The sequence below is a fragment of the Ewingella sp. S1.OA.A_B6 genome, from assembly GCF_049889095.1.
Classification (GTDB): Bacteria; Pseudomonadota; Gammaproteobacteria; order Enterobacterales; family Enterobacteriaceae; genus Ewingella.
The window spans coordinates 18,719-39,005 of the sequence record NZ_JBLJFK010000017.1 but is presented as its reverse complement, the minus strand read 5'-3'; the positions used below and the strand labels follow the sequence as shown (position 1 = coordinate 39,005).

Annotated in this window: 20 protein-coding genes; 14 read left to right on the top strand and 6 right to left on the bottom strand. The window is 53.1% G+C overall.

Annotated features, from left to right (window positions below; all coding sequences use genetic code 11):
* Positions 1-41: 41 nt before the first annotated feature.
* A complete protein-coding gene (ada, locus tag ACMV8I_RS20080) occupies positions 42-1,160 on the bottom strand; it encodes a bifunctional DNA-binding transcriptional regulator/O6-methylguanine-DNA methyltransferase Ada (protein WP_498866952.1) in 1,119 nt (372 codons plus the stop codon).
* A 224-nt stretch (positions 1,161-1,384) separates the two neighbouring features.
* Between ada and ACMV8I_RS20075 the strand changes: the two genes are divergently transcribed.
* Positions 1,385-1,861, top strand: coding sequence for a GNAT family N-acetyltransferase (locus ACMV8I_RS20075; RefSeq protein WP_498866951.1), 477 nt, complete (start codon positions 1,385-1,387; stop codon positions 1,859-1,861).
* A gap of 35 nt (positions 1,862-1,896) precedes the next feature.
* Here the strand turns inward: ACMV8I_RS20075 and ACMV8I_RS20070 are convergent, their stop codons facing one another.
* Complete coding sequence (locus tag ACMV8I_RS20070; protein ID WP_498866950.1) at positions 1,897-2,778, bottom strand: PhzF family phenazine biosynthesis protein; 882 nt, start codon at positions 2,776-2,778, stop codon at positions 1,897-1,899.
* A 78-nt stretch (positions 2,779-2,856) separates the two neighbouring features.
* Between ACMV8I_RS20070 and ACMV8I_RS20065 the strand changes: the two genes are divergently transcribed.
* Positions 2,857-4,137 carry a lysine N(6)-hydroxylase/L-ornithine N(5)-oxygenase family protein gene (locus tag ACMV8I_RS20065; protein ID WP_498866949.1) on the top strand — a complete coding sequence of 427 codons (1,281 nt, stop codon included), beginning with the start codon at positions 2,857-2,859 and terminating at the stop codon, positions 4,135-4,137.
* Here the strand turns inward: ACMV8I_RS20065 and ACMV8I_RS20060 are convergent.
* Positions 4,134-4,667 (bottom strand): class IV adenylate cyclase, encoded by a 534-nt coding sequence (locus ACMV8I_RS20060; RefSeq protein ID WP_498866948.1) that lies wholly within the window; start codon positions 4,665-4,667, stop codon positions 4,134-4,136. The two genes, ACMV8I_RS20065 and ACMV8I_RS20060, sit on opposite strands and share 4 nt — an antisense overlap.
* A gap of 167 nt (positions 4,668-4,834) precedes the next feature.
* On the opposite strand from ACMV8I_RS20060, the gene pfkB reads away from it, so the two are divergent.
* The 3 genes from pfkB (at position 4,835) to ACMV8I_RS20045 (ending at position 7,422) form a co-directional block, all read left to right on the top strand.
* Complete coding sequence (gene pfkB, locus ACMV8I_RS20055; protein WP_498866947.1) at positions 4,835-5,794, top strand: 6-phosphofructokinase II; 960 nt, start codon at positions 4,835-4,837, stop codon at positions 5,792-5,794.
* A 163-nt stretch (positions 5,795-5,957) separates the two neighbouring features.
* Positions 5,958-6,398, top strand: coding sequence for a DUF1198 family protein (locus ACMV8I_RS20050; RefSeq protein ID WP_498866946.1), 441 nt, complete (start codon positions 5,958-5,960; stop codon positions 6,396-6,398).
* A 136-nt stretch (positions 6,399-6,534) separates the two neighbouring features.
* Positions 6,535-7,422 carry an AraC family transcriptional regulator gene (locus tag ACMV8I_RS20045; protein WP_498866945.1) on the top strand — a complete coding sequence of 296 codons (888 nt, stop codon included), beginning with the start codon at positions 6,535-6,537 and terminating at the stop codon, positions 7,420-7,422.
* Between the two features lie 52 nt (positions 7,423-7,474).
* Here ACMV8I_RS20045 and ACMV8I_RS20040 read toward each other — a convergent pair whose 3' ends face one another.
* On the bottom strand, positions 7,475-7,810 hold the full coding sequence (locus ACMV8I_RS20040; RefSeq protein ID WP_498866944.1) for a DUF2002 family protein: 336 nt from the start codon (positions 7,808-7,810) through the stop codon (positions 7,475-7,477).
* A gap of 454 nt (positions 7,811-8,264) precedes the next feature.
* Here ACMV8I_RS20040 and ACMV8I_RS20035 point away from each other — a divergent pair, with 454 nt between their 5' ends.
* Positions 8,265-8,573, top strand: coding sequence for an ElaB/YgaM/YqjD family protein (locus ACMV8I_RS20035; RefSeq protein WP_498866943.1), 309 nt, complete (start codon positions 8,265-8,267; stop codon positions 8,571-8,573).
* Positions 8,574-8,688: 115 nt separating this feature from the next.
* Here the strand turns inward: ACMV8I_RS20035 and pdxR are convergent, their stop codons facing one another.
* Positions 8,689-10,158 (bottom strand): MocR-like pyridoxine biosynthesis transcription factor PdxR, encoded by a 1,470-nt coding sequence (gene pdxR / locus ACMV8I_RS20030; protein ID WP_498866942.1) that lies wholly within the window; start codon positions 10,156-10,158, stop codon positions 8,689-8,691.
* Positions 10,159-10,270: 112 nt separating this feature from the next.
* Here pdxR and ACMV8I_RS20025 point away from each other — a divergent pair, with 112 nt between their 5' ends.
* From ACMV8I_RS20025 to mgrA, 6 genes are all read left to right on the top strand, one after another.
* Entirely contained in the window at positions 10,271-10,702 is a 432-nt protein-coding gene (locus ACMV8I_RS20025; RefSeq protein WP_498866941.1) for a carboxymuconolactone decarboxylase family protein, read from the top strand.
* A gap of 257 nt (positions 10,703-10,959) precedes the next feature.
* Positions 10,960-11,199, top strand: a complete 240-nt coding sequence (nrdH, locus tag ACMV8I_RS20020; protein ID WP_498866940.1) for a glutaredoxin-like protein NrdH — start codon at positions 10,960-10,962, stop codon at positions 11,197-11,199.
* A 10-nt stretch (positions 11,200-11,209) separates the two neighbouring features.
* Positions 11,210-11,614, top strand: coding sequence for a class Ib ribonucleoside-diphosphate reductase assembly flavoprotein NrdI (nrdI, locus tag ACMV8I_RS20015; RefSeq protein ID WP_498866939.1), 405 nt, complete (start codon positions 11,210-11,212; stop codon positions 11,612-11,614).
* On the top strand, positions 11,596-13,758 hold the full coding sequence (gene nrdE / locus ACMV8I_RS20010) for a class 1b ribonucleoside-diphosphate reductase subunit alpha (protein WP_498866938.1): 2,163 nt from the start codon (positions 11,596-11,598) through the stop codon (positions 13,756-13,758). The genes nrdI and nrdE overlap by 19 nt, the downstream gene beginning before the upstream one ends.
* Positions 13,759-13,778: 20 nt before the next feature.
* Positions 13,779-14,762: a class 1b ribonucleoside-diphosphate reductase subunit beta gene (gene nrdF / locus ACMV8I_RS20005; RefSeq protein WP_498866937.1), complete on the top strand. Its 984-nt coding sequence runs from the start codon at positions 13,779-13,781 to the stop codon at positions 14,760-14,762.
* A 234-nt stretch (positions 14,763-14,996) separates the two neighbouring features.
* Positions 14,997-16,037, top strand: coding sequence for an L-glyceraldehyde 3-phosphate reductase (gene mgrA / locus ACMV8I_RS20000; RefSeq protein ID WP_498866936.1), 1,041 nt, complete (start codon positions 14,997-14,999; stop codon positions 16,035-16,037).
* A 156-nt stretch (positions 16,038-16,193) separates the two neighbouring features.
* Here the strand turns inward: mgrA and ACMV8I_RS19995 are convergent, their stop codons facing one another.
* Positions 16,194-17,549: a 2-hydroxycarboxylate transporter family protein gene (locus ACMV8I_RS19995; RefSeq protein ID WP_498866935.1), complete on the bottom strand. Its 1,356-nt coding sequence runs from the start codon at positions 17,547-17,549 to the stop codon at positions 16,194-16,196.
* A gap of 315 nt (positions 17,550-17,864) precedes the next feature.
* Here ACMV8I_RS19995 and ACMV8I_RS19990 point away from each other — a divergent pair, with 315 nt between their 5' ends.
* Entirely contained in the window at positions 17,865-19,493 is a 1,629-nt protein-coding gene (locus ACMV8I_RS19990) for an ATP-binding protein (protein WP_498866934.1), read from the top strand.
* A 17-nt stretch (positions 19,494-19,510) separates the two neighbouring features.
* The gene (locus ACMV8I_RS19985; protein WP_498866933.1) at positions 19,511-20,254 is read left to right on the top strand and encodes a response regulator; all 744 of its coding nucleotides are present in this window, start codon (positions 19,511-19,513) and stop codon (positions 20,252-20,254) included.
* Positions 20,255-20,287 lie beyond the last annotated feature (33 nt).

Genomic DNA, 20,287 nt, shown 5'->3' with positions numbered 1-20,287 from the left:
GTATAACGCCAGCCATGAGCTTTCCCGATAGTGCAGAGTCGTTATTTATTTTCTGCGTCTTTCTCTTGCGCCAGTAACGCCCGTTTGCGTTCGACACCCCAGCGATACCCCGAAATCTTCCCATCGTTTTTTACCACCCGATGGCATGGAATAGCCACGGCCAGAAGGTTGGCGGCGCAGGCACCTGCTACTGCACGAACCGATTTCGATGCCCCAATTTTCTGCGCAATCTGCGAATAACTGGCCGTAGTGCCGAGTGGAATTTCACGCAGTGCCTGCCAGACACGCTGCTGAAAAGCGGTGCCGCGAATGTCCAAAGACAGACTCAACCCTTTTTGTGGCGCATCGACGAAACCGATGATGGTCGCCATTCGCTGTTCAAAATCCGGGTCGGCGCCCTGTAAAACGGCATGGTGAAAACTGTCCTGCAACTGCTGAACCAGTTGTTGCGGGTCATCGCCTAACAAAATGGCACAGATCCCCCGCGAACTTTCGGCCACTAAAATGCTACCTAAAGAGCATTCCCCGACAGCAAACCACACCTCAATGCCACGACCGCCCGACCTGAAGGCTTTTGGCGTCATACCCAGCGCAACGGTAGTATTTTCGTAAAATCGCCCGTCCGAACCATAGCCTGACTGGTAAATCGCCTCGGTGACCGGCACATTTTCTCGCAAGATTTCACGCATACGACGGATGCGCAACGCCAGCGCGTACTCTTTCGGCGTGACCCCGGTTTGGGCTTTGAATAAACGATGGAAATGATAAGGGCTGATACCTACCGCGGCGGCAAGATCATTGAGCGTAATGATACGTTCTGATTGCTCAATCAGGCGGCAGGCTTGTTCAACTTGTCGAGTATGATGTTGCGCCAGCGAAATCAGCCCCTGACGGCAGCGCTTACAGGGACGAAAACCCGCCTGTTCTGCCGCCCCGGCATCGGCAAAAAACATCACATTTTTAGGGTTGGGCTGCCGGGATGCACACGATGGCGCGCAGTAAATGCCGGTGGTTTTCACCGCATAAACAAACTGGCCATCGGCGGAAGCATTGCAATCTACTACCGCCTGCCAGCGTGGATCATTCTGAATATCTGATGGGGTATCTGTCTGGAGGGGTTGGCCGGACAGAGTCGCCACTGGCATGATTTTCGCTGACATAGCTGAACCTCTTCGGTTTTCGGCGGGTTGAACAATAGCCTATCTTGCCCGTGGTTACGCAACCCTCCGGCTCTTGCTTTCTCATTCTGCATCAGTGCCGAACCGACGTCATTAGAAGACAAAAGATATTCATATCCGTTACGCTGAAACCTGTCCGGCCCTTGCCTGCAACGATTTTTATTATTATAAATCGTAGATTGTTGGCGCAGTATGGAGTGATTGTTATGTCCCTGAATATTTTCCCGGTTGCATTGACCGATCCAAGGTTGAAAGCGATGGTCGCCGAACTCGACCATTATCAGTCTGCGCTCTACCCCAGTGGCAGTGATTACTGTATGCCGCTGGAAGTCATGGCGAACGCAATAACCTATCCTTTTCTGGCAGAAACAGAGGGGCAGCCGGTGGGCTGCGCTTGTTTGTATTTGGGCGAAAACGGAATTGCGGAAATTAAACGCGTCTATGTTGCGCCAAACGGGCGCGGAAAAGGCGTGGCCTCCAGACTCATTCACTCACTAGAGGACCACGTTCAGGCATTGAAGATCACCGAGATATATCTTGAAACCGGCATCCATCAGCGTGATGCCATCGGGCTATACAAAAAACATGGCTTCAGCCTTACCGGGCCATTTGGTAATTATGCCAATGACCCGCTCAGCATCTTTATGGTGAAAACCTTCTCCCCGGCTATTGCTGGCGCTTAATAAGCATTGGCGAGCTGATGCTCAGGGACCGATCGCTACAGCGTCAAGGTTCCATCGATCAACGTGCAGGTATGACCACCAATCCACGGCTCACCGTCGATATACTCTACCGCCACACGGCCTTCGCGCTGGCGCAAGGTTCCCTGACGCACCTGATAACCCTCTTCGGTTTTTTCGCCATCGGGGAAACCCTGCATTTTCAGCACCCGCGCCAGACAGGCATTGGCACTGCCAGTAACAGGATCTTCAGTCAGCACACCCTGTTCGACCAGTAGCGCACGCACTTCGTAATCCGCCGGGCCGCCCGGCGCATGCAGGCCGAAAATTGCCACACCGTTGACGCCACAAAGCCGCTGCAACTGTTCAATTGCCTCGGCACTTGAGACAACATCCAGACAGGCCTGTGCACTTTTCATGCGCACCACCAGCCAACGGATGCCCATGTTAACTGCCAACGGCATCACGTCGGACTGAATTTTCCCGCCCCCCAGCGCTGCGGCAAGCAACGACCGATGCGCATCGTCCAGCGGTGTGATTTCCGCCTGAGGCGCACAGAATGCCAGCCCGCCGGCGTCGAGCATTTTGACTGGCACCAGACCGACGCCGCACTGTTGAATAAGAAACCCCGGCTGTTTGGGCTGTAAACCGGCTTCCAATAACGCATGCGCAGTCCCAAGCGTTGGGTGTCCGGCAAACGGGAATTCGGTATCCGGCGTAAAAATACGCACACGGTAGTCTGCCGTCGGGTCCGTTGGCGTCAGGACAAAAGTGGTTTCAGAAAGATTGGTCCAGCGTGCCATGGCGCTCATCTGCTGATCACTGAGTGAGTCAGCATCAAAGATAACCGCCAGCGGATTTCCTTTGAGGGGTACGGACGAGAAGACATCAACTTGTTTAAAACGGCGCGTTTGTGTCATGAAAGATCCTATTTAAAATTCGCTTTTAAAGTGTTGTTCTATGATTAAGAAATCATAACGAGAATAGGAATTTAAATCATGTCGGCAGTAGATTTGATTGGTGTAGGCATTGGTCCGTTTAACCTGAGCCTGGCCGCGATGGCGAAGGATACTGGAAAAATTGAGAGTGCCTTTTTCGACGCAAACAAAGAGTTCAGCTGGCATCCTGGTATGCTGTTACCCACTGCTACCATGCAGACTTATGTCTTACAAGATCTGGTCACTACGATAGCCCCACGCAGCGAATTTTCGTTTATCAATTACCTGGTCGAACAGAAGAAGATTTATCGTTTTCTGGCCACCGAGCAGCTCATTATCAGCCGTGACGAGTTTTCCGATTATCTACGCTGGGCCTGTGAACGCATTGATCGCCTGCACTTCTCACAGCCGGTGGATACGATAGATTTTGATGACGCAAAGCAGGAGTTCGTCGTGCATACCCCGGAAGGCGAACACCGGGCGCGCAATATTTGCCTTGGCACTGGCCATGCGCCCTGGGTACCTAAATCAGCCCGTTCCGCCATAGGTAAACACTGTTTTCACGCATCGGAAATGGAGCTGCGTGACCCGGACTTTACGGGTAAACGCGTTATGGTGGTCGGCGGCGGCCAGAGCGGCGCGGACATTATTCTTAACGCGCTAAATAATCACTGGGGAGAATTCGCAGGGCTGAGCTGGCTGTCACGCAGGCCAAACTTCCAGCCGCTGGATGAGTCAATTTTTACCAACGAGTATTTCACACCTGAGTACGTAAATTATTTCTATACTCTGCCGGACGAAATCCGCGAACGGGAAATTAAAACCCAAAAACTGCCTTCCGATGGCATCAGCTACCACACGCTGGAAGCTATTTATAAGCAGCTCTACCACCGCTTTGACGTGTTGCATCAACCGCGCAATGTGCGTTTATTACCCCACCGGGCGCTGGACAATATCATCCAGGAAACTGACGGCAGCTTCCGGTTGCAGGCCCTGCACGGGCTGGATAATCGCCAAGAGCATTTCGAGGCTGATATTGTGGTTCTGGCAACCGGCTACCGTCCCGGCTTGCCGGATTATCTGGAGCCGCTACTGGACCGAATCCCCTACGACCGCGAGCAGCATCTGCCTCTGCGACCGAACTTCAATCTGGAGTGGGAAGGCCCGGCGAATAACCGCATTTACGCGGTCAACGCAGGGATCCACAGCCATGGCAGCGCCGAGGGGCAACTGACGCTAACCGCCTGGCGCTCCGCCAAGATCCTCAATCATCTGCTCGGCGAAGAGCATTACGATCTCGCCCCCGGTCCGTCGCTGGTGCAGTGGTGGAGCGGGGATTAGTCTGAAGAGGAACGCTTCCCTTTCGCATTAAGTAAATCCACATAGGCTTGATCGATTAATGCCTGACGGTCTATGTGCAACTTTTCCAGCAGATCTTCGGCAATGGCAATGCCCTGCTCCAGGGTTTGGTGCTCGTCCAGCACGACTTCAAATTCCAGGTAATCTCCCAGCCCCTTCACCCGGTCAAGGTGCAAACGTGTTTGGCCGAGCATAAACAGAGCACGCTGCTTGATAACCCGGCCGGCGGCGCCATAGGCGAGCGTCAATGTGTGGCGTAAACCCTCGGGATCGGCAGTTTCAGTCAGCGTATAGAAACTGGGTTTGGGGCCGGCCTGATCCGGGCGCTGATAAAAGATCAGTTCACCGCGATCGACTGCCAGCATCCGCAGTTTAAGGCGGCCATGCGGGCAGATGAAGAATGTATCATCCTGATCGATAAGCTCGGGTAGTCCGTCGGACAGTATGCCGATTTTTTCGTACATCGCTGAAAAGTCATCAATTCTGGCTTTTATCTCAATATTTCTGGCCATGCTATCTCCTTACGTCCGTCCAATAAATCCGCCGTTTTACCCTATCACCCAGACGCTACAGTGACATCTGCTGATTTGATCTGGACCGCTTAAATGATGAACAAATAAACCGCTGATTTCGTCAGGTGCTAGGCTGGAGATATCACTTACTCTCTGAGGACCCTCCCATGGTTCAGAACGCTGAAACACGCATTGTCACGCTGACGCTTGCACCTTCACTCGACAGCGCTACGATCACGCCGAAAATTTACCCTGAAGGGAAATTGCGCTGTACCGCACCGGTATTTGAACCCGGTGGTGGAGGCATCAACGTGGCGCGCGCCATCGTGCATCTTGGTGGCAAAGCGACAGCATTATTTCCGATTGGCGGGCCGACTGGTGCTCATCTGGCGCAGTTACTGGAGCAGGAAGGCATCATTACCGAGACGCTGGAAACCCTTGACTGGACACGACAGAACTTGCACGTGCACACTCAGAATACCGGCGAGCAGTACCGCTTTGTTATGCCAGGCGCGAAGCTCAGTGGTGAAGAGTTTGGCGCGCTGAGCGCCAAAGTGACACAGCTTCCTGCCGGGTCCATTCTGGTGGTCAGCGGCAGTTTACCGCCGGGCACAGAAGTGGCCGCACTCACCGAATTGCTGCATAAAGCGCAACTGGCTGGGCTGCACTGTGTTCTTGACAGCTCTGGCGATGCGCTGGTTGGCGGACTAAAACTGGGCGGGCTGGCGCTGGTCAAACCTAACCAGAATGAGCTGGCGCAGCTGGTCGGCCATCCGCTGGAAAAACCGGACGACGTGCTCAATGCTGCGCGACAGATCATTCGTGAAGGCGGCGCTCAACGCGTGGTCGTCTCTCTCGGCCCACAAGGTGCACTGGCAGTTGATGCTGAACACTGGTTCCAGGTAACCCCACCGCCGGTGAAGAAAATGAGCACCGTGGGCGCAGGTGACAGCATGGTCGGCGCGATGACGCTGAAGCTGGCCGCTGGCGCAGACCTGCTGGATATCGTGCGTTATGGCGTGGCGGCTGGCAGCGCGGCCACGCTGAATATCGGCACCCGCTTGTGTTCGCACACCGACACGCATGGGATCTATGAGTATCTTTGCCAGCAGACACCGGCTCACTAGTTTGATAGATGGATCCCACTTCGCGCCCTGCGATCGTGCCGGAGGGCAAATTCTATTCCTTTCACCTTAGGCTTTTCAGGTGATAACCCTATAAACTCGGCGCATCGGGTGTCGTGCGCACCTTTCCCATCACACCAGATTAGGCCGGAGGCCAACGTCCAGAATGATATGGATTATGTTTGCAGCAATTGTTGTGGTTTTCATCGTAGGCTATTGGTTCATGACCGCAGACACCCGTAAGGCCAATGATTCCCTGGCCAGTCTGTTGAAAATTAAGCCGATGTATATTGATTCGATGCTGCTGGAAATGGGTGAACGCCAAAGCCGGATGTTTATCCACTCAATTAGCGGAGGCTACGCTGAAGAGATCCGCAAAGCCGCCTATATTGTGTTTATCTATCACACTTTCATTAAAGATGCGTCTGACGAAAATGTCGTCAAGTGGCGTGACGTTTTGCTCCGTGCGCATCTTTCGCCGCAGCTCACCAGCGAACATGCCGAACTGGCGCTGTTCTATTTTGCCGGGCTGGATATAGAGCCTTTCGAGCTGGCCCAGTTCCGCCGCCAGTACAACGAAACCTATAACCAGATCCATCTGGTCTGAGTTTGCATCACGATGAGCGCATTAGACTGAAAATGGCCCTGTTTGGGCCATTTTCTTTTTCGCTCGACGAAGAGCAATCTCAGTCAGGAAATCAGCCCATGCTGAAGGCATAGTGGAGACCTTGAAGAGAGGGAAAATGAATAACGACAAAATTGATCTCTATGTCCAGCGTTTTGAACAGGTGTTTGCCTATATAGAAAAACATCTCGACCGCACGCTGACCGTTGAACAGCTTAGTGAAGTGGCGTGTTTCTCACGGTTTCACTTCCATCGTCAATTCAGCCAATACTGTGGTGTGAGCGTCAGCCGTTACATAACGCTGATGCGTTTAAAACGCGCCTCGTATCGCTTGGTTCAACCATCGCCAGCAAAGATTATCGATATTGCGTTAGATGCCGGGTTTGAAAATCCCGAGTCATTTTCCAGAGCCTTCAAGCATACCTTTGGCCTGACCCCCAGAGAATTTCGCAAAACGCCCGTCTGGGTTGACTGGCATAGGCATTTCCAGTTTCCCGGCAGAGAGCATCAGAAGAGGATGGAAAATATGGACGTGAAAATTATTTGTGTTGAACCTATTCAGGTCGCTGTACTCGAGCATCACGGTGAACCAATGCGGGTGAATAATTCAGTGGCAAAGTTTATCGAATGGCGCAAAGCTTCAGGGCTATCAGATTACGCGACCTATGGCAGCTACGGCGTGCCTTACAATGATCCGTTAACCACGCAGGGTGATGATTTTCGCTTTGATATTTGTGGCGAGTTGAGTACAGAAGCTAAAGGTAAGGTCCCCACGAATCCACAAGGCGTTATCAGCAAAACCCTACCGGGCGGACGTTGCGCCGTAGTACGACATGTGGGTTCCTACGATCGTATAAGCGAAAGCGTATACTACTTGTATCGTCAGTGGTTGCCGCAAAGTGGTGAAGAGTTGCGAGATTTCCCGGTTTATTTCCGCTATCTGAGACTCAATGAAGAACTGCCCGAACATGCGCAACAAGCAGATATACTTTTACCGTTGAAGTAGAAAACGCAGGAAATAAGAAGAACAGCGCTGAAGGCTCAACGCTGTTTGTATTTTACCGGAAGACGTTCTCAAGATAGCTGGCCAGGATCTGGCGTGAGCTAAAACCGTGACATATGCCGTAATAGGCTTCGTTATCACTGGCGACATCCAGCGGGAAACGGGTGTAAACCCGGCTGCTGCGACATGAGGCTGTTGGATGGGCAAAACGCTCACTGCGCTCTTTCAGCGCCGGGTGAATAACCAGGGCAGTCCGACCAAACCGCGCTTCCCGGTTCACATAAACGTAATGCTCGCCCCGGCAATAGCCGTAAGCTCTATCATCAACAAAATCGCGCTCAAATCCTGAATTTTCTAATACACGCGCTACTTCATCTGGCCGTAAATACATGGTTGCTCCTCGCTTCTTTAACCGCAGGGGACCTTAACGTATTCAAACCTGCGAATAACGTCTTTATGCTTCGATTTAACATATTTAAGAATTATCTAACCCAGATAAGATAAATTCTCCGCTGTTATGCACTATGTGCCTTTACATGTGCCCACAGCAGAGCTCACCTCTTAAGATCACCAGAACACGGTTGAATTTTATATCGGCGCTGCGTCAGTCACTATGACCGTGGTGCCTGTTTACCGCTTTCACCGCCAGAAAGGGGGTTACCTGCAAATCTGTACACACTTACAGAAAAATCTGATCTCCGTCACGCAAACCCGCGCCGCGTCTGAGTTGGCCTGACAGTCACAACGACTAATAAGGGCTAAAATCACCGACGTTTTGACTGAAGCGCATCGCTTCACAATATTTTGGGCTATGCTTGAAACACAGTTCAAACAAGGAGAGGCAAATGTTTAAGAAATCAGAAAAAGTCGAACGTGACATTGATCAGGATGTAACTCTGCTGGCCGATACCCTTGATGAGGTGCTTCAGTCATCGGGTGCCAAGACCAAAGATGAGCTGGAAAAAATTCGTGGCAAAGCGCAAGGCGTATTGCGCGATGCCCGCGCCCGTTTCAATAATTCGGGAAGCATTACACAGCATGCCCGCGATGCCGCAGACCAAGCCACTAACTACGTGAAAGACAATCCGTGGCATGGGGTTGGTGTCGGTGCCGCCGTCGGTATCGTACTCGGCGTGCTGCTGGGACGTCGTTAACGCGTTCTTGCAATTAATTAAGGTGCTATTTTCCTGTGTCGGGTACCAGCACCTAAGCGGAACTTTCCTTCCCTCATTATTCCGCTTTGACGACGGGGCCATTTGGCCCCGTTTTCTATGGTTTTGATCCGACGACCGGTGATTCACCGAAGATATCCCCCAAGCGATGACATAAATGCTTCGCCTGTTCCTCCGAAACTATATTCGGAAAGCCCATCAACAGGCCGTTTGGCCGCAGCGCATCACCCGGTTCACGGCGTAATACCTGCCAGTCCGACAGCGCTTGTATCGCCATCCCCTTTTCACGCGCCAACTGGGCGATCAACGCATCATCCAGCGACGGGTTCAGCGTGGCACACAGCTGGATCCCGCCAATCTGATGATTAACCCGCAGCACCTCCGCAGGAAAAGCCGCCTTCAATGCCATGTCGAGATAGCTGCGCCGCTCTGTGTAAAGTTGACGCATACGTTTCAGATGCCGGTAAAAATGCCCCTGCTCGATAAACTCCGCGATGCTGTATTGCAGTAAAGGCGGCGTGCCGCAAATTCGCAGCGCGCAATAATCCTCGATTGTATCCACCAGACTTTCCGGCACCACCACGTACCCACAACGCAGCGCCGGGAACATCACTTTGCTGAACGTTCCGGCGTAAATAACACGACCTTGGGTATCCAGGCTTTTCAGTGAAGGCAGGGGCTGGCCGTGATAGCGAAATTCACTGTCGTAATCGTCTTCGATGATCCACGCCTGCTGTTTTTCAGCCCAGTCAAGCAACGCCATCCGGCGAGACAGGCTCATGGTCACGCCGGTCGGGCTTTGATGCGCAGGCGTCACCACCGCAAAACGCGCATGCGGATGTTGAACGACTGCCTGCGGAACGTTCATTCCTTCATCATCGACCTTCACCGCCATTGGCACAGCGCCCGCTGCGCGGAAAAACGACTGCGTGACCGGATACCCCGGATCTTCCAGCCACACGCCGTCGCCCGGCTGTAACAGGCGGCCGATGATGAGGTCCAGAACCTGCGCATAGCCGCCGCAGATAAAAATCTGTTCGGGGCGGCAGATGAAACCACGGGAAAGTTGCAAGTAGCGGGCAACCGAATGACGCAGCGCATCAACGCCGCTCAGCGGTGGATGGCCCAAATCGTTGATGCCGGTATGACGAATTTGCCGCGACACAATGCGCGACCATATAGCGCGGGGAAAAGCGTCCAGCGCGGGCAAACCGAGCTGGAAAGGCAGTGAGGAAACAGAGGGCAACATGGGATTGACAGGCTTATGCACTTTCGTTGCGCTAACCGGCAACGGTGATAGCGCCGATAAACTGTCCGGCGCGCTGACGACCGTTCCCGCCTGCCCGCGGCTTTGCAGAAAACCTTCTGCCGTCAGCAGTCCATAGGCATTTTCAACGGTGGCGCGTGCCACGCCGAGTTCGCTGGCCAACGCCCGCACTGAAGGAACGCGGCTGCCACGCTTCAGTTGCCCTTCCATGATCGCCTGTTTCACCCGCTGATAGATTTGCCGGTACAACGGCACTTTCTGCTGCGGATCGAGGTGAAAGGAAAGAGGAAAGCGACTCATTATGACCTGCTTAAATAGGCATTTTATGGTCCTATAGTATAGACCATATGCAGCGTAGATTAGCACTCATTGAGACGCGCCGGGCGTCCCTCTTTCTACCGGGATTTTTAAGATGCCAACACTTCGCCTGCCCTATTATTCACTGTCCGCTTCCGTGATTGAACCGATGAGAAAAGCACTGATGGTGCTGGAAAACGGGCCGCTGGATAACGTAATCATCGAACTGGTGTTCCTGCGCGTTTCGCAAATTAACGGCTGTGCCTACTGTCTGGATATGCACTCAAAATCATTGCGCAAAATGGACGTTGCCCAAACCAAACTGGATCAGTTGGCGGGATGGCAGGTCAGCCATGCTTATTCTGAACGCGAACGCGCGGCGCTGGCATGGGCTGAATCAGTCACTCTGATTGCGGCAACCGGCGCACCGGACAGCATTTATGAGCCGCTGAAAGCGCAGTTCAGCGATGTGGAAATCTCCGATCTGACCTTCGCTATCAGTCTGATGAATGCATTTAACCGCTTGGCCGTTGGTATGCGCCAGTAAGTTTAGCGCTCATTAATTAAACGAAAAAAAGTTTTTGCCCTACAGCCCGCTGACTGCGGGCTTTGCCGCATTTGCAATAAGAAAATTTGAAATATCTACATATTGTATGGTTGATAATTTAAATCACCACATCTAGTATTTAACTCATCGGACGCCACAAGGGTACCGGTACTCGTCGCCCCCTTATGTGCTGAAGCCATCGCCACAGCAACCGGGCAAAACCGTCTCTGATTTATTTACAGATGGAAATACGAATCATGAGTATTACTATTTACAGTAAGCCTGACTGTGTCCAGTGCAACGCGACCTACCGCGCCTTAGATAAACACGGTATCGCTTATGAAGTTATCGATTTGACCGAAGATGCCGCAGCGCTGGGTCAGGTTCGCGCCATGGGGTATCAGCAGGTGCCGGTGATTGTCGCCGGGGACGATCACTGGTCGGGTTTCAGACCAGACAAAATCAGCGCGCTGCAACAGCGCCAGAACGCGTTCTGAGGATCGACGGATGAATCCGTTGGTCTATTTCTCCAGCAGCTCAGAAAACACCCATCGCTTCGTCGGCAGAACCGGATTGCCGGCGATCCGCATCCCGATTGACCGTCAGCCTGAAAAATTGCACGTCACCTCACCCTATATTTTGGTGGTGCCGAGCTACGGCGGCGGGTCCGCCAAAGGCGCGGTACCGACGCAGGTGATCCGTTTTCTGAACGATGAACATAACCGTTCACTCATCCGCGGTGTTATCGCCGCTGGGAATACCAATTTCGGCGCAGCGTATTGCATTGCCGGTGACATCATCGCCCAAAAATGCCAGGTACCTTACCTGTACCGCTTTGAATTGCTGGGTACGCCGGAAGACGTCGCAAAGATCACACACGGAGTTACTGAATTTTGGCAACGACAGAACTGAATCTCACCGAGGCGGGTACCTCCAGCCCGGACTATCACGCGCTCAACGCCATGTTGAATCTGTTCGATGCCGACGGCCGCATCCAATTCGACAAAGATCGGCTGGCCGCACGTCAGTATTTCCTTCAGCACGTGAACCAGAACACGGTGTTTTTCCATAATCTGGCGGAAAAACTGCGCTATCTGGTGGAGGAAGGTTATTACGACGACAGCGTGCTGAATCAATACGCTTTCGACGATATCAAAGCGTTATTCAAACAGGCATATGCCAAAAAATTCCGCTTCCAGACTTTCCTGGGTGCATTCAAGTATTACACCAGCTACACGCTGAAAACCTTCGATGGTAAACGCTATCTTGAGCGCTACGAAGATCGCGTGTGTATGGTGGCGCTGACGCTGGCGCGCGGTGACATCAAACTCGCGGGTCACTTTGTCGATGAGATCATTTCCGGCCGCTTCCAACCTGCGACGCCGACCTTCCTCAACTGCGGCAAGAAGCAGCGCGGCGAGCTGGTCTCCTGCTTCCTGCTGCGTATCGAAGATAATATGGAGTCGATTGGCCGCTCGGTGAACTCGGCGCTACAACTCTCCAAACGCGGGGGCGGCGTGGCATTTATGCTGACCAATATCCGTGAAGTGGGCGCACCGATTAAGCGCATCGAAAACCAGTCCTCCGGCGTGATACCGATTATGAAGATGCTGGAAGATGCGTTCTCTTACGCCAACCAGCTCGGTGCGCGTCAGGGCGCGGGCGCGGTGTATCTGAACGCGCATCACCCCGACATTCTGCGTTTCCTCGATACCAAGCGCGAAAACGCCGACGAGAAGATCCGCATCAAAACGCTGTCACTCGGCGTGGTGATCCCGGATATCACCTTCGAGCTGGCGAAGAACAACGAAGACATGTACCTGTTCTCGCCTTACCACGTCGAAAAAGTCTACGGCGTGCCGATGTCTGAAATCAGTATCACCGAGAAATACCGCGAGATGGTGAATGACAAACGCATTCACAAAAGCAAAATTAACGCGCGTGAGTTCTTCCAGGTGCTGGCGGAGATTCAGTTCGAATCTGGCTATCCTTACATGATGTTTGAAGACACGGTCAACCGCGCCAATCCGATCAAAGGTCGGATTAATATGAGCAACCTGTGTTCGGAGATTTTGCAGGTGAACTCACCCACGGTTTACGGCGAAGATTTGTCGTATCAACAGGTCGGCAAAGATATCTCCTGCAATCTCGGTTCGCTGAATATCGCCTCGGCGATGGACTCCCCCGACTTCGGTAACACGGTGGAAATGGCGGTACGCGCGCTGACGGCGGTGTCTGACATGAGCCACATCCGCTCGGTGCCGTCTATCGATCAGGGCAATCAGGATTCGCACGCCATCGGCCTCGGCCAGATGAACCTGCACGGTTACCTGTGCCGTGAGCGCATTTATTACGGTTCTGAGGAGGGTCTGGATTTCACCAATATTTATTTCTGTACCGTGGCGTTTCACGCTATCCGCGCCTCGAACCAGATCGCCATCGAGCGCCAGCAATCCTTCAAAGGCTTTGCCGATTCAACCTACGCCAGCGGATCGTATTTTGATAAATACGCTGATGAAGCGCAGGCAGAGAAATGGCAGCCGAAAACCGAACACGTTCGTGAGATGTTTGCCGGAGCCGGGATTGCCATCCCCACCACGGCGGACTGGGCAGCACTGAAAACTTCCGTGATGCAGCACGGTCTGTATAACCAGAACTTACAGGCAGTGCCACCGACCGGTTCTATTTCGTACATCAATAATTCTACGTCGAGTATTCACCCGATTGTCTCCCGCGTGGAGATCCGCAAAGAAGGCAAAATCGGTCGGGTTTATTATCCGGCGGCCTTTATGACCAATGACAATCTGGATTACTACCAGGATGCCTACGAAATCGGTCCGGAAAAGATTATTGATACCTACGCAGAAGCGACACAGCACGTCGATCAGGGCTTGTCTCTGACGCTGTTCTTCCGCGATACCGCCACCACGCGCGATATCAATAAAGCGCAGATTTACGCCTGGCGTAAGGGCATCAAAACCATCTATTACATCCGCCTTCGTCAGATGGCGCTGGCAGGCACCGAAGTTCAGGGCTGCGTGTCTTGCACGCTGTAACCGACTGAAAGGACTGAATGATGAGCACCGTAAAACAATTGTTGATTTCACAACCGGTCAGCAAAGCCATTAACTGGAACAAGCTTCAGGACGATAAAGATCTGGAGGTGTGGAATCGCCTGACCTCCAACTTCTGGCTGCCGGAAAAGGTGCCGCTGTCGAACGATATCCCATCGTGGGCGACCCTGAGCGCGCAGGAAAAGCAGTTGACCATCCGCGTGTTTACCGGTCTGACGCTGCTCGATACCGTCCAGAATGTCGTGGGGGCGCCGACGCTGATGAGAGACGCAGTGACGCAACATGAGGAAGCTGTTTACTCGAACATCTGCTTTATGGAAGCAGTACATGCACGTTCGTACAGCTCGATCTTCTCAACGCTGTGTGCCACCGTGGACGTAGATGAAGCCTATCGCTGGAGCGAAGAGAACGTCGCACTGCAAAACAAAGCGGCAATCATTCTTTCTTATTATGACGGCGAAGATCCGCTGATGAAGAAAGTCGCCAGCGTGTTCCTCGAATCCTTCCTGTTCTACTCCGGCTTTTATCTGCCGATGTACTGGTCAAGCCGCGCCAAGCTGACCAACACCGCCGATCTGATCCGTTTGATCATCCGCGATGAGGCCGTTCACGGCTACTACATCGGGTATAAATTCCAGAGAGCGCTGGCGCTGGAAAGCGAAGAGCGGCAGCGTCAAATCAAAGAGCAAGCATTTGATCTGATGCAGGATTTGTACGACAACGAGATCCGCTACACCGAAGAGTTGTACGACAGTGTCGGCTGGAGCGAAGACGTGAAGAAATTCCTGCACTACAACGCCAACAAAGCGCTGATGAATCTCGGCTACGAAGCCCTGTTCCCGGCCAGCATGGCGGACGTCAATCCGGCGATCCTCTCCGCACTATCGCCAAACGCCGACGAAAACCACGACTTCTTCTCGGGTTCAGGTTCGTCATACGTGATTGGTACGGCGGTAAATACGGAAGATGAGGACTGGGATTTCTAAATAGCCCCTTGCGAGTGAGCGGGTTGGCCTTTTCTCCTTCCCCTCTCACGAGGGGAAGGCGGGGATGGGGTGTGGGTTTTACCAGACCAGAATGTAGCTGTAGAGTCGCCAGCCAAACCCCCTCCCAACCTCCCCCTGGCAGGTGGAGGAGTATTCCGATGTTGCCCTTATTGCTCTGAGCGTTAGTATAGAAACAGTGTTTCAAAACCCTACACCATCAGAAAAGGAGACATCATGCCCTACACTGCTTCGCCCTCCCGCTATGAAACCATGCAATTTCGCCGCTGCGGTCAAAGCGGCCTCAAACTCCCTGCACTTTCTCTTGGCCTGTGGCACAGCTTCGGCCACATCAGCCCGCTGGAGTCGCAACGCGCTTTGCTGCAAAAAGCGTTTGATCTGGGGATCACCCATTTCGATCTGGCCAATAACTACGGGCCGCCTCCGGGTTCGGCGGAAGAGAACTTTGGCAAGCTGCTGCGTCAGGATTTTTCGCCGTATCGCGATGAACTGATCATCTCCACCAAAGCCGGGTACGACATGTGGCCGGGGCCTTATGGCGCGGGTGGCTCACGCAAATATCTGCTGGCAAGCCTTGACCAAAGCCTGCAACGCATGGGGCTGGATTACGTCGATATTTTCTATTCGCACCGCGTGGATGAAGAGACACCGATGGAAGAAACCGCCTCTGCACTGGCTTATGCCGTACAAAGCGGCAAAGCGCTCTATGTCGGGATTTCGTCTTATTCGCCGGAACGCACGCAGAAAATGGCGGAGCTATTGCGCGAGCTTAACGTACCGCTACTGATCCATCAGCCATCTTACAATCTGCTGAACCGCTGGGTCGATAAGAGCGGCTTGCTGGATACGCTGGAACAAAATGGCGCGGGCTGTATCGCGTTCACGCCGCTGGCGCAAGGGCTGCTGACCGGTAAATATCTCAACGGTATTCCGGACGGTTCAAGGATGCAGGCCGAAGGCAATAAAGTGCGCGGGCTGAATGCCAAAATGCTCACCGACGCCAATCTGAACAGCCTGCGGTTGCTCAATGAAATGGCGCAACAACGCGGCCAGACAATGGCACAGATGGCGCTGAGCTGGTTGTTGAAAGACGACCGTGTGACCTCGGTGCTGATTGGTGCGAGCCGCCCTGAGCAACTGGATGAAAACGTGAAATCACTGGAGAATTTGCGTTTCAGCGCAGACGAGCTGGCGGCGATCGATAAATATGTCGCTGACGGGGAATTGAATCTCTGGCAGGCGTCTTCGGACAAATAAAGCGTTCATAAAACAGCAGGCCGGTGACTCGTTGTTGAGTGCGCAAATAACAACTGAAGCATAAAAAACAACCACGCTACAACGAGTCTAAAAAAGGACTATTCATCCTTTTTATTGGGAAACGCCTCCCTTCCGGCGAAAGGGAGGCGTTATGGTTCAGGAGAAAAACTTCGCCAGTACCAGCAAACCGACGGTAACATTGATAGCGCCACCGATACGCGTAGCGATTTGCGCAAACGGCATTAACGTCATGCGGTTACCGGAAGTGAGGATCGCCACATCGCCGGTGCCGCCCTGCCCGCTCTGACAGCAGGAAACAATGGCAACGTCGATCGGATGCATGCCGATCTTTTTCCCAACAAAGAAGCCAGTGCCGACCAGTGCGCAGACGGTGGTGACGATCACGCACAGGTTCTGCACGGTGAAAGCGTTCACCAGCTCCTGCCAGGGTGTGATCGCCACGCCAACGGCAAACAGCACCGGATAGGTCACGGCAGTGCGAAAGAATTTATACACCACCATCGAACCTTGTTGAATGGTCGGTGAAACACCGTTGAGCAGTTTCAACACCACAGCGGCAAACAGCATGCCGACCGGTGCGGGCAAGCCAATCAGATGTTGACCTAGCATCCCTACCATATACAGCAGGATCGCCAGCAGAGCGCCACAGGCAAGAGCATTAACGTCAGGCTTACCGGTAAACACCTCAAGACCATGGTCAAGCATACCTTTCTTACTCGGCATCAGTTGGCCTTCGCCGGTCAGATGCGGGTAGCGTTTCCCAACCTGGTTCAGTACACCCGCCAGCACAATGGCAGTCAGGCTGCCAAGCATGACGATCGGTAAAATACGCCCGAGTGCCACGCCCTGCTCCATATGCAGAATGGTCGCGTAACCCATTGACAGCGGGATCGCCCCTTCGCCAACCCCACCCGCCATGATCGGCAAGATCAGGAAGAAAAAGGTCTGGAACGGCGGCAGACCCAGCAGCGTGCCCATCGCCAGCCCGGCCAACATGCCGACAATCTCACCACACAACATCGGCACAAAAATACGCACAAAGCCCTGGATCAACACCTGGCGGTTCATGCTCATGATGCTGCCCACAATAATGCAGCAAATATACAGGTAGAGAATGTTGGTGGATTTGTAGAATTTGATAGTGGAATCCACCACCACGTCCGGTAGCAGACCGTAGTGCACCATCGCAGACGGGATAAAGGTAGCACAGATGGCCGCCGCCCCCATTTTACCCACCAGCGGTAAACGCTTGCCAAACTCGCCGCATGCGAAGCCAAAGAACGCCAGCGTCGCCACCATCACCACAATATCGCTGGGCAACTTTCCGTTCAGGCAATCAAGCAAAATCAGCACGCCCGCCAGCAGGAAGAACGGCAGCGGAATGATCCCTATCTTGTAATTATCCAGAATATGCCACCAGCGTTCTTTGGCGGAAAGGGGCTGCGTCTTGGGATCTTTAGCAACCAGATAGGTGTCATCGGTTGTGCTCATGGCATGGCTCTCTTCTTTATAAATTACTCGACAGAGAATGAGCATAGGAAATCACCCGGCAGGCGGGTTGTGAGGTTGCTCATATTAAAACCACTGATTTAAAGGTTGTAATGGTGTTAATGACGTTAATGCTACGGTGGCTGCAATCCTTATCAACTTTGTAGTAAATAGCGCGCTTAGCATTTTTGTTAGTGTGGATATTAACGACATTCCGTGCGGTCTATGCGCTTTTGCTCACAACTGACTCTGCGGGGAATGTTACCGGTGAAAGACGCGTGTTAGGCTTATTCTTCACCTTCCGCCCTGGCATACTGAATGAAATTACGATTTACATTCCAGATAAAACTGTTTCTCTCTCTGGTGGCATTTTCCTGCGTATTGCTGGCCCTGTTCGGTGCATTTCTTTTTCACACCATTGACCGCCAGCTAAACCACGATCTCGGCAACCGCGCCAAGGTTCAGGCGTCACAAATTGCCCTGATGCCGGGTTTGTCTGCATTGGTGGCAGCCCATGACAGTGCGGGGATCGCCCGTTTAGTCGCACCGCTGAGGGCGAAAAGCGACGCCAGCTATATTGTGGTCGGTGACGTTCACGAAAATCATTTGTACCACTCGGAGTCGCCGGATCGCGTTGGCAAACCGATGGTCGGCGGGGATAACGCAGGCGTGCTGGCGGGGAAAACCATCATTTCGGTACGTCAGGGCGGCATCGGCATTTCATTACGCAGTAAAGCGCCGGTGTTGGATGAACATAACAAGGTGATCGGCATTGTCTCGGTCGGTTATCTCACGTCATACATCGATGACATTACCGTCAGGCAACTGGCGCAGGCGGCGCTCTCCGGCCTGCTGCTGTTGGTACTGCTGTTTATTTTCTCGTGGCTGTTCAGTAAAAATCTCAAAAAGCAGATGTTCTGGCTGGAGCCCAAAGAGATAGCCCTGCTGGTTCGCCAGCAAAAAGCGCTGCTGGAAGCCATTTATGAAGGGGTGATCGCCATTGATGATCGCCAGCGACTTATCTCGATAAATCACGCAGCCCGTGAGTTGCTGGCGTTATCACAGCCCGAAGCCGCGCTCATCGGCCAAAACATACGAGATGTGATTCATACCGATACCCCATTTTTTACCAGCGATAGCGCGACCCCCAACCGCCACGATGAAGTCACCCGCTTTAACCAGCGGCAGGTGATAGTAAACCGGGTACGTATCGAACTGGAACCCGCCACGCAAACCGGCTGGGTATTTAGCTTTCGCGATAAAAATGATATCAACACCCTCAGCAGCCAGCTCAGCCAGGTGAAACGCTACGCTGATAATCTGCGCATCATGCGCCACGAACAACTTAACTGGACGGCAACGCTGGCAGGTTTACTGCATATGAAGCGCTACGACGAGGCGATCGGCTATATTCAGGCACAGTCCGAAGGGGCTCAGGCGGTGCTGGATTTTGTCTCGACACGTTTCGCCTCCCCGACGCTGTGTGGTTTGTTGTTGGGGAAATATGCCAGTGCGCGGGAAAAAGGCGTGCAGCTCAGTTTCGATCCAGCCTGTCAGTTTCGCCGCCTGCCTGCGGAGTTGACAGAGTCTGAGCTGATGTCGATTATCGGTAACCTGATCGATAACGCCATTGACGCCACCCTTGCGGCACCGGCACCGCATCAGCCGGTCGAGTTTTATCTGTCGGACAGCCATGATGAGCTGCTGATAGAAGTCGCCGATCAGGGCGTCGGCCTGACGCCGGCGCTACGCCCGAAAATTTTTGAGCAAGGCGTGACGACAAAGCCGCCATCGGCTACGGACGACACAGGAGGCGAACATGGTATCGGACTGTACGTGGTGTCCCGTTATGTCCGTCAGGCAGGTGGGGTGATTGAAATTTCGGACAATGCGCCGCGCGGCTTGGTGTTTTCACTGTTTATCCCTAATCCGCCGCAGGGCGAGTAAGCAAGTCAGGAACGATAATGAATAACAGTAATGTACAAACTGGCAGTATCAATCAGGGCAGCGCGCTGGACGTGGTGATCGTCGAGGATGAGCCTTATCTGGCTGGGCTGCACCGCGATTTTATCGAGCAAAATTTTAACTTGCGGGTGGTAAGTATTGCCGCGACGCTGGCGCAGGCCAAAACTCAGCTGCAGCTCTATCGACCACGGTTGCTGCTGCTGGACAACTATTTGCCTGACGGTCAGGGAATTGAGCTTATTGACAGCGCACTGCTTAAAAGCCTCGACTGTTCGGTGATTTTCATTACTGCGGCCAGTGATATGCATACCTGCAGCCAGGCCATGCGCGGTGGCGCGTTCGACTACATCATCAAGCCGGTTTCATTCAGGCGGCTGCGCAGTTCGCTTGAGCGGTTTCTGCAACTGGTGCATCAGTTGCGTCATGTCAAAGTGCTGGATCAGCAGGCGCTTGATCGTCTGTATAATCTCCCTGCCAGTGATACGCCTGCAGCCCCTGCCACCAAAGGGATTGAGCCAAATACGCTGGAATTAGTACAGCGTGTTTTCAGCGAAGGTGACGAGCGCAACTGGTCAGTGGATGACGTCGTGGAAAAGGTTGGGATCAGTAAAACTACCGGCCGTCGCTATCTGGAATATTGCGTGGAAATTGGCTTTATTGCTGTGGAGATGCAGTACGGGAATATCGGCCACCCACGCCGTTTGTATCGGAAAATAGTGGACGAAGAAAAGTCAGCGTTCTGACGCAGAATGCCTGTTATTTCCCCTGTCGAATTT